This is a genomic window from Microbacterium salsuginis (assembly GCF_012524205.1).
Lineage (GTDB): Bacteria > Actinomycetota > Actinomycetes > Actinomycetales > Microbacteriaceae > Microbacterium > Microbacterium salsuginis.
The window spans coordinates 868,138-878,121 of the sequence record NZ_JABACI010000001.1 but is presented as its reverse complement, the minus strand read 5'-3'; the positions used below and the strand labels follow the sequence as shown (position 1 = coordinate 878,121).

7 protein-coding genes and 1 pseudogene are annotated in these 9,984 nt (G+C 70.5%); 5 read left to right on the top strand and 3 right to left on the bottom strand.

From position 1 onward, the window contains the following. Nucleotides 1–97 precede the first annotated feature (97 nt). Nucleotides 98–784 (top strand): TetR/AcrR family transcriptional regulator, encoded by a 687-nt coding sequence (locus HF576_RS04285; protein ID WP_168911506.1) that lies wholly within the window; start codon nucleotides 98–100, stop codon nucleotides 782–784. Here HF576_RS04285 and HF576_RS04280 read toward each other — a convergent pair. Next, nucleotides 762–1,769: an o-succinylbenzoate synthase gene (locus HF576_RS04280; RefSeq protein ID WP_168911505.1), complete on the bottom strand. Its 1,008-nt coding sequence runs from the start codon at nucleotides 1,767–1,769 to the stop codon at nucleotides 762–764. The two genes, HF576_RS04285 and HF576_RS04280, sit on opposite strands and share 23 nt — an antisense overlap. A gap of 172 nt (nucleotides 1,770–1,941) precedes the next feature. Here HF576_RS04280 and HF576_RS04275 point away from each other — a divergent pair, with 172 nt between their 5' ends. The 4 genes from HF576_RS04275 (at nucleotide 1,942) to HF576_RS04260 (ending at nucleotide 7,939) form a co-directional block, all read left to right on the top strand. Continuing rightward, complete coding sequence (locus HF576_RS04275) at nucleotides 1,942–2,277, top strand: PadR family transcriptional regulator (protein ID WP_168911504.1); 336 nt, start codon at nucleotides 1,942–1,944, stop codon at nucleotides 2,275–2,277. 1 nt (nucleotide 2,278) lies between these two features. Beyond that, nucleotides 2,279–3,259, top strand: coding sequence for a permease prefix domain 1-containing protein (locus tag HF576_RS04270; protein WP_168911503.1), 981 nt, complete (start codon nucleotides 2,279–2,281; stop codon nucleotides 3,257–3,259). Nucleotides 3,260–3,338: 79 nt separating this feature from the next. Next, nucleotides 3,339–4,139 (top strand): LLM class F420-dependent oxidoreductase, encoded by an 801-nt coding sequence (locus HF576_RS04265; RefSeq protein WP_168911502.1) that lies wholly within the window; start codon nucleotides 3,339–3,341, stop codon nucleotides 4,137–4,139. Between the two features lie 83 nt (nucleotides 4,140–4,222). Then, complete coding sequence (locus tag HF576_RS04260; RefSeq protein ID WP_168911501.1) at nucleotides 4,223–7,939, top strand: homocysteine S-methyltransferase family protein; 3,717 nt, start codon at nucleotides 4,223–4,225, stop codon at nucleotides 7,937–7,939. A 93-nt stretch (nucleotides 7,940–8,032) separates the two neighbouring features. Here HF576_RS04260 and HF576_RS20860 read toward each other — a convergent pair whose 3' ends face one another. Together HF576_RS20860 and HF576_RS20855 are read right to left on the bottom strand one after the other, a co-directional pair. After that, nucleotides 8,033–9,241: a hypothetical protein gene (locus tag HF576_RS20860; protein ID WP_425522980.1), complete on the bottom strand. Its 1,209-nt coding sequence runs from the start codon at nucleotides 9,239–9,241 to the stop codon at nucleotides 8,033–8,035. Between the two features lie 12 nt (nucleotides 9,242–9,253). Next, nucleotides 9,254–9,634, bottom strand: a pseudogene (locus tag HF576_RS20855) (ATP-binding cassette domain-containing protein); the annotation flags it as partial. Nucleotides 9,635–9,984: the final 350 nt, after the last annotated feature.

Below are 9,984 nucleotides of genomic sequence, written 5' to 3'. Positions count from 1 at the left end.
TACAGCGCTGTATCGGATACATGAGTGTATCGTAGGCCGCGCAACGAGCTTGAACCTGAGTTGTCCGTGTGAAGATGGGCGAGAGGAGGTGCGGTCGATGGTCGATGCACAGACGGTGGCCGGCGCAGGCGCCCCCAGCACTGTCCCCACCAGTGCTGTCACCTCCCGCCGCCGGGAGGCGACCCGGCAACGGCTGCTGGATGCCGCCGCGCAGGTGTTCGCGGAGGTCGGCCTGGACGCGGCATCCGTCGAAGCGATCTGCGAGCGCGCCGGTTTCACGCGCGGAGCCTTCTATTCGAACTTCGAGAGCAAGGACGAGCTGTTCCTCGAACTCGCGGGCGCCGTCGCGCGGGAGAGGGTCGAGAGCGTTCGCATGCGTGTCAGCCAGCTCGAACGCGACGGTGCATTCGATGTCGCACATGTCGACGCGCTGCAGGTGATCCGGCAGGTGCTCGACCTCTCGGCCGACGACCGGCTGGGCGTGCTGCTCATGAGCGAGATCCGCATCCACGCGCTGCGCAGTCCGGCTCTGGCGGCGGCGTATCTCGCGCAGGATGAAGAGATGCGCCGCAGCGTGGCGCAGATCATCGACGACATCGGCCGCGCCAACGTGCTGCGGTTCCGCCTGCCCGCGTACGACGCCGCTCGTCTGATGCTGACCGTGTGGGAGGGATCGGCCGTGCGGGCCGCGATGGCGGGCCTCGACTACGAGGAGATGTGCCGCCGCACCAATGAGGAGCTCGCGCGAGTCGCGCAGCTGATCATCGAGACTCCCGGGCGCTGAGCGCCTCGTAGCAGCGGGCCACGCGCTCGAGCCACCACGTCCGACGGTCGCCGCCGGCCGCGTTCGCGTCGAGCAGCGCCGCGTCCGGGTCCACCCTGCCGACGGGCAGTGCGCCGGCGCGGGGCGTGAGCGGCGGGTCGACGATGTCCGCGGTGAACAGCGACGCCGTCCCCAGCCCGCAGTCGTAGTCGAGGTTCGGCAGGGCGGCGGCCAGCGCGACGCCCATCGCGAGTCCGACCGACGTGTCGAGGGCACTCGAGACCACCGCCGGCAGGCCCGCGTCGGCGACGATGTCGAGCGCGCGCCGCACGCCTCCGAGCGGCTGCACCTTCACGACGAGCAGGTCCGCCGCCCCGGCGCGCGCCACGGCGAGCGGGTCGGCGGCCTTGCGCACGCTCTCGTCCGCCGCGATCGGGATGCCCATGTACTTCACGCGGCGGCGGAGTTCGGCGAGCTCATCGACGCTCGCGCACGGCTGCTCGGCGTACTCGAGGTCGAATTCGGCGAGGGCGTGGATCGCGTGCTCGGCCTCATCGACGTTCCACGCGCCGTTGGCGTCGATGCGAATACGTCCCTCCGGGCCCATCGCCTCGCGCACCGCGCGCACGCGCTCGACGTCATCGGCCAGACGCTGGCCGGGCTCGGCGACCTTGACCTTCGCGGTGCGGCAGCCGCCGAAGCGCGCGAGCACCGCGGGGACGGATGCCGCGGCCACCGCCGGCACGGTGGCGTTCACGCCGATGATGTCCCGGCGGGCCTCGGGCTGCGGCATCCATCCCCAGTCGATGGCCGCGGCGAGCCACGTCGCCGCCTCCGGGTCGTCGTATTCGACAAACGGCGAGAACTCGGTCCACCCCTGCGGCCCCTCGAAGAGGACGGCTTCGCGCACGTCGACGCCGCGGAACCGCGTCGCCAGCGGCAACGCCACGACGCGCGCCGTATCGAGGATCTCGTCGAGGGTGGGGAGTCCGGCGTCGTTGCTCACCCTCTCATCCTTCCCCCTCCCGTTCGTTCGTCACCTATGTACGCGATTCGGCGCGCCGGGCGTGCACAGGTGACGAATGAGCCGCAGGAAAGCGGGGGATCCGATACGGAAGGAGCTCGGGACGACAATGTGCGGTTGACGATAGTGTGTGACGCACAGTACAGTGTGAGACATGAGCGAATCCGAGATCCTCGAGACGCACCTGCAGGAGCTGCGGCGCGGCACGATCGTGCTGGCGTGCCTGCGGCTCCTCGAACAGCCGGGGTACGGGTACGGGCTGCTCGAAGAGCTGGGCAAGCGAGGCTTTCCCACCGATGCGAACACGCTGTACCCGCTGCTGCGCCGGCTCGAGAAGCAGGGGCATCTCACGAGCGAGTGGAACACCGACGAGGCCCGGCCCCGCAAGTTCTATCGCACCAGCGCCGCCGGCTCGCGCCTGGCGGCATCCCTCACCGACGATTTCCACTCGATCGCCGCCGCGATCGACGGCCTTCCGAAAGAGAACTGACATGCACGCCACCTCCTCCACCTCCGCCACGACCCTCACCGACCGCTACGTCGACGCCGCGATGCGCACCGTGCCCGAATCGGGTCGCGGAGACCTCGCCGACGAACTGCGCGTTTCGATCGACGACCAGATCGACGCCCGCGTGGACGGCGGCGAGCCCCGTGACGTCGCCGAGCGTGCGGTGCTCACCGATCTCGGCGACCCCGAGAAGCTCGCGGCCGAATACACCGGCCGCCAGCTCTACCTCATCGGCCCGCGCTACTACCTGGAGTGGTGGCGACTGCTGAAGCTGCTGCTGTGGATCGTGATCCCCACCGCTGGGCTCGGCGTCGCGCTGGCCCGGACGCTGACCGGATCGGGCATCGGCGAGATCATCGGCGGCACGGTCGTGACGCTCATGACCGTGGCGTTGCACGTCGTGTTCTGGACGACGCTCATCTTCGTCGTCGTCGAGCGCGGCTGGGATCGTGGCGCGCGCAGGCCGTTCACCGAGTGGACGGTCGATCAGCTGCCCGAGCCGCGACCGCAGGGTGTCGGGTTCGGCGACATGGTCGCATCGCTGGTGTTCCTGGCGATCACCGCCGGGGCCCTCATCTGGGACCAGGTCATCGGGTTCGTGCCCACGGAACCGGGTCTGGCGTTCCTGAACCCCGCGCTGTGGCCCTGGTGGGTCGGCGGCCTGTTCGTGCTGATGGCGCTCGAGGGCGCACTCGCGGTCGTGGTGTATCTGTTCCGCGGCTGGACCTGGACGCTCGCGATCGTCAACGCCGTGATCGCGCTCGCCGTCGCGATTCCCGCGCTGGTGCTGCTGGCGCAGGGCATGCTGATCAACCCGGAGTTCTTCCCGGCCGTCACCGGGGGCGCGGCAGCGTCCGACCCGAATCTCGCAGGCATCCTGAGCGTCGTGTTCGGGTTCATCATCGCGGGGATCGCCGTGTGGGACATCACGGACGTCTTCGTCAAGACCTACCGCACGCGCTGACCGCCCGGAGCCGCGGGAGGGACGTCATCGACGGACCTCCCGCGGCTCCGGCGTTCCGGCCGCCTCTAGGCTGATCTGCATGCCGCTTCTCGACACTCCTGTGCGCCTCGGCGTGCAGCTGCAGCCCCAGCACGCCCCGTATCCGGCCTTCCGCGACGCGGTGCGCCGGCTCGAAGACATGGGCGTCGACATCCTGTTCAACTGGGACCACTTCTTCCCGCTGTCGGGCGATCCCGACGGACTCCACTTCGAGTCCTGGACCATGCTCGCGGCGTGGGCCGAGCAGACCGAGCGGGTCGAGTTCGGCGCCCTGGTCAACTGCAACAGCTACCGCAACCCGGATCTGCAGGCCGACATGGCCCGCACGGTCGACCACATCTCGGCGAAGAACGGCGGCCAGGGCCGCTTCATCTTCGCGACCGGCGCGGGCTGGTTCGCCCGCGACTACGAGGAGTACGGCTACGAGTTCGGCACCGCCGGGTCGCGCCTGGACGACCTCGCGGCCGGGCTGGAGCGCATCGAGACGCGGTGGCAGAAGCTCAACCCGGCGCCCACCCGCGAGATCCCGGTCATGATCGGGGGCAAGGGCGAGCAGAAGACGCTGCGTCTGGTCGCCCGTCACGCCGACATCTGGCACAGCTTCGTGCGGCCCGACGAGCTGGCGCACAAGCTCGACGTGATCGAGCGGTGGGCCGACCGCGAGGGGCGCGACACGTCGGACCTCGTCATCTCGAACGAACTCCACCAACGTGGCGAGGACTTCGCCGACGACCTGTACGCGGCCGGCGTGCGCCTGTTCACGCTCGCCTTCCACGGACCCGACTGGGATTACGACGTGGTCCGGTCGTGGCTGCGCTGGCGCGACGCCAAGAACGCCTGACGCGAGCGGGACGGATGCCGCAGCGCGGCGTTTTGTGACGGCCGCGGAGTGGCCGCGGGTCGGGGCTTACTAAACTCGCGCGGGTGACCGCCGCCCCTCCCGCACCCCGGTTCGCCCTCGACATCGACGGTGTGCCGCGTCCGGAGCGCTCGCAGCGGCTGCTGGATGCCGTGCGCGAGCGCGTCGTGATCGCCGACGGTGCGATGGGCACGATGCTGCAGCAGTACGACCTGTCGGTCGATGACGACTTCCAGGGCCTCGAGGGCTGCAACGAGATCCTCAACGTCTCGCGACCCGATGTCGTCGGCGCGATCCACGACGCATACCTCGCCGTCGGCGTCGACGCCGTCGAGACGAACACGTTCGGCGCGAACTGGTCGAACCTCGACGACTACGGCATCGACGATCGCATCTCGGAGCTCGCTGAAGCCGGCGCGCGCATCGCGCGAGAGCGCGCCGGGGCGGCGGAGACCGCCGACGGGCGGACACGGTGGGTGCTCGGCTCGATGGGCCCGGGTACGAAGCTCCCGAGCCTCGGCCACACCACCTACGACCACCTCAAGCAGACGTTCGCACTCCAGGCCGAAGGACTCATCGACGGCGGAGCCGACGCGTTCCTCGTCGAGACGTCGCAGGACCTGCTGCAGACCAAGGCGGCGATCAACGGCTGCAAGCAGGCGATCGTGGGCCGCGGCATCCGTCTGCCGATCTTCGTCGAGGTGACCGTCGAGACCACCGGCACCATGCTGATGGGCAGCGAGATCGGCGCCGCGCTGACGGCCCTCGAGCCGCTCGGGGTCGACGCGATCGGACTCAACTGCGCGACCGGTCCGACCGAGATGAGCGAGCACCTGCGCCACCTGTCGAGGCACGCCGCCGTGCCGATCGCGTGCATGCCCAACGCCGGTCTGCCGGTGCTCACCGCCGACGGCGCCCACTATCCGCTCTCGCCCGCCGAACTGGCGACCGCGCACGAGCAGTTCGTGCGCGAGTTCGGCCTGGGACTGGTGGGCGGATGCTGCGGCACCACGCCGGATCACTTGGCCGCGGTCGTCGAGCGGCTCGGTCCCCGGTCGTCACGCGAACCCCGGTCGTTGAGCGAGCGAAGCGAGACGAAACGCGCCGATTCTTCTACGGAAGCCCGAGGCGTTTCGTCTCGCTCGTTCCTCGCTCGCTCAACGACCGCGGATCCCGGGGTCGCGTCGCTCTACCAGCACGTCTCGTTCCACCAGGACGCCTCGTACCTGGCGATCGGCGAGCGCACCAACGCCAACGGATCGAAGGCCTTCCGCGAGGCGATGCTCGAGGAGCGGTGGGACGACTGCGTCGAGATCGCGCGCGATCAGATCCGTGTCGGCGCGCACCTGCTCGACGTGTGCATCGACTACGTCGGGCGCGATGGTGTCGCCGACATCCGCGAGGTGGTCTCGCGCTTCGCGTCGGCTTCGACGCTCCCGCTCGTCGTCGACTCCACCGAACCCGCGGTCATCAGTGCGGGCCTCGAACTGATCGGCGGGCGCCCCGTCGTCAACTCGGTGAACTACGAAGACGGCGACGGCCCGGCATCCCGATTCGGCAGGATCATGCCGCTCGTCAAGGAGCACGGCACAGCGGTCATCGCGCTGACCATCGACGAGGAGGGGCAGGCGCGCACCGCCGAGGGCAAGGTGCGCATCGCGTCGCGCCTGGTCGACGAGCTCGTGCACGACTGGGGCATGCGGGTGAGCGACATCATCGTCGACTGCCTGACGTTCCCGATCGCCACGGGCCAGGAGGAGACGCGCCGCGACGCCATCGAGACGATCGAGGCGATCCGTGAGATCTCGCGGAAGTACCCGGGCATCCAGACGACGCTCGGCGTCTCCAACGTCTCGTTCGGGCTCAACCCCGCCGCGCGCAGCGTGCTCAACTCGGCCTTCCTGCACGAGGCCGTCGAGGCGGGTCTGACCTCCGGGATCATCGATGCCGCGAAGATCGTGCCCCTGGCGTCGCTGTCGGACGAGCAGCGCAAGGTCGCGCTCGATCTCGTGTGGGACCGCCGTGAGTACGACGCCGACGGCAACGTCACCTACGACCCGCTGGAGCGCATGCTCGACCTCTTCGCCGGCGTCGACACCGCGGCGCTGCGCAACCAGCGCTCGGCCGAGCTGGCCGCGCTGCCGCTGGGCGAGCGGCTCGAGCGCCGCATCATCGACGGCGAGGGAAAGGGACTCGAGCCCGACCTCGACCTCGCGCGGGCCGAAGGTCTGACCCCGCTGCAGATCATCAACAATCACCTCCTCGAGGGCATGAAGGTCGTCGGCGAGCGGTTCGGCGCGGGCGAGATGCAGCTGCCCTTCGTCCTGCAGTCGGCCGAGGTCATGAAGACCGCGGTCGCCCTCCTCGAACCGCATATGGAGAAGGCGGATGCCTCGGGCAAGGGCCGCATCGTGCTCGCGACCGTCCGCGGCGACGTGCACGACATCGGCAAGAACCTCGTCGACATCATCCTGACCAACAACGGCTACGACGTGATCAACCTCGGCATCAAGCAGCCGATCGCCGACATCATCGCCGCCGCCGAGGAGCACGACGCCGACGTGATCGGCATGTCGGGGCTGCTCGTGAAGTCGACGGTCGTCATGAAGGAGAACCTCCAAGAGCTGCAGTCACGTGGCCTCGCCAAGAAGTGGCCGGTCATCCTGGGGGGCGCCGCGCTCACCCGCGCCTACGTCGAGGACGACCTCGCCGGGCTCTTCGGCGGCGAGGTCCGCTACGCGCGCGACGCGTTCGAGGGGCTCGCGCTCATGGAGCCGCTGGTCAAGATCGCGCGCGGCGCCGATCCGGCCGAGGTCGGCCTGCCGGCGTTGAAGAAGCGCCGCCACGCCGCGGGGTCCAAGCTCACGCTGACCGAGCCCGAAGCCATGCCGGCGCGTTCGGACGTGGCATCCGACAATCCCGTCCCGGCACCGCCGTTCTGGGGCACCCGCATCGTCCGCGGCATCGCGCTGCACGACTACGCCGCGTTCCTCGATGAGCGCGCGACCTTCATGGGGCAGTGGGGTCTCAAGCCCGGCCGCACCACCGACGGCGCCTCATACGAGGAGCTCGTCGAGACCGAGGGGCGTCCGCGGCTGCGTTACTGGCTCGACCGGATCCTCGGCGAGGGCATGCTCGACGCCTCGGTCGCGTACGGGTACTTCCCGGTCGTCTCAGACGGCGACGACGTCGTCGTGCTCCACCACGGCGACGATCGGGAGGGTGTCCTCGGTGTGCCGGGGCTGCTCGCGCCCGACGGCGGGTCCGGAGGCGCGGTCGGGTCGGACCGGCTGCGGTTCCACTTCCCGCGCCAGCGCCGCGACCGGCACCTGTGCCTCGCCGACTTCGTGCGCTCGCGGGAGTCGGGTGTCGTCGACGTCCTGCCGGTGCAGCTGGTGACCGCTGGAGCGCGCATCGACTCGGTCACCGCCAAGCTGTTCGCCGAGGACAAGTACCGCGACTACTACGAGCTCAACGGGCTCGTGATGCAGCTGACCGAGGCGCTCGCCGAGTTCTGGCACGCCCGCATCCGCTCCGAGCTCGGCTTCGCGGGCGAGGACCCCACCGAGACGGCCGGCCTGTTCAAGCTCGAGTACCGCGGCGCCCGCTTCTCGCTCGGCTACCCCGCCTGCCCCGACATGGAGGATCGCCGCAAGGTCGTCGAGCTGCTGCGCCCCGAGCGCATGGGCGTGGAGCTCAGCGAGGAGCTGCAGCTGCACCCCGAACAGTCCACCGACGCCTTCGTCTTCCACCACCCCGAGGCTAAGTACTTCTCGGTCTGACGCGGGGGGCGGCGGAGATCGCGCGTGCCCCTGGTATGCGGCATCCGTTCGCTCGCGCCTGCTTCGCAGGAGAATCGACCTTGCGCAGGACGTTCAGCCCCGCAAACCTCCTGCGGAGGGCACCTTCTCCTGTGGAACCCGCGCGGTGAGGACCGGCGCTGGTGCAGCCGACCGTTCGCGGGGTTGCAGCGGCTTCGCGCGGCGCAGTGCGGCGAGCACGGGGCGGCCGATGACGAGGATGCCGACGACCGAGGTGATCGCGCGGAGGGAGTCCCACGTGAGCGTCGAGGTGACGAGCGAGTACACCAAGAAGCTCGAGAGGTTCGTGCCGAGCGGGGCCGCGCCGTCGTACGAGATCCCGGTGCCGTAGCCCACCGCGAACGGCCAGAACCACAAGTTCATGAGCAGCCCGAAGGCGTACGACGCGATGGCGCCGTAGACGCACAGCATCGCGATCTCGGCCGCCGGCCCGATGCGGCGGGGGAGGAGGCCCGCGACTGCGCCGACCCACGCGCACGCGAACATCTGGAACGGGGTCCACGGTCCGAAGGTGCCGGTGACCACCGTCGACAGCGCGATCGTCGCGATGCCGAGCAGCAGGCCGAACCGCGCGCCATACGCGCGCCCGGCGAGGATCAGCAGGATGAACACGGCCTCCACGCCGCCGACGCCGGTGCTCGCGACGCGCACCGCAGCGCCGATCGCGGCGAGAGTTCCGAGGAGCGCCAGCATGTGGGCACTCCGCACGGTGCCATCGAGCGTCGCCACCACGACGAGGGCCGCGAGCGGCGCGAGGGCAAGAGCCGCGACCGGCACGGCGGCGGAGGCCTGCGTGGGAACCGCTGTCGCGAGCAGCGGCCAGCAGAACGCGCCGAGTGCGACGAGGTTCGCGGCGATGAGTGCGACGTGGGGGAGCCGCCAGGCCGATGGCGCCCGAACGGCTCGGTACTCCGAATGAGCGGCGATCACGGGGGTACGGGGCGCGGATTCGCGCGGGAGAGGGGCGGGCTCATCCGTAATTGCGGCACGGCCGGCGCGCATCCCCGGCGCCTCCTCGACGGGGAAGCCGGACGAACGCACAGCACCGAGGTCTGTGTCAGCCGGCGCGAGGACGCCGCCGCGCAGGGCGAGCGTGCGGTCCGCGGCGGCGGCTGCCTCCGGCTCGTGTGACGCGATCAGCACCGCCGTGCCGCGCCTGGCGAGCGACGCGAGCGCCGTCCACACCAGAACGCGGGCCGCCGGGTCGAGGCCGCGGGTCGGTTCGTCGACCATGAGCACCGCGGGGTCGCCGGCGAGCTGGATCGCGAGCGCCAGGCACCTCCGCTCGCCGACGGAGAGATCACGCGGATGCCGCGCCAACCGCGCCGCGAACTGCGGGCCTGCGGGGTCGAGCCCGAGGAATCCGGCGAACCGCGCGGCCGTTGCGGCGTGATCTTCGCGGCGGGCCGTGGCAGCCCGGCGGTCGGCGCGGCGGCACTCCGCGGCGACCGTGTCGTACACGAACAGGTCGTCCGAGGCATCCGGAACCAGGGCTGCACGACCCGCAACCTCGACGCGCGCGTCCCTCTGCGGAAGCGCGAGTGCCCCGAGGAGGCTCGACTTGCCGGCGCCGTTGGGTCCGACGAGCGCCACGATCTCGCCGGCGCGGAGCACGAGCGATGCCCGGTCGACCGCGAGGGTGCCGCGATGCCGCACGGTCACGTCGGTGGCACGCAGCGCGATCGTCCCGCCGCCGGCTTCTCCGCGGCCGGGATCCGCAGCGGATCGCGAATCGCAACGGCGGCCCGCGCGAATCACGTCGAGGTCGGATACCCGGGCGACGGACGGCTCCGGTTCGAAGCCGGCCGGCACCACCTCGCGCCCGGCGATGCGCAGTTCGGCGTCGGCCAGCGCGCGCAGCGGCTCGGTGCGGTGCTCGGCGACCACGATGCACATCCGTGCGTCGTCGGCGAGCACCCGCAGCAGCCGTGCGGTCCGCACGCGCGCGTCGGCGTCGAGATCGGCCAGCGGCTCGTCGACCAGCAGCAGCACCGGCTCGTCCACGA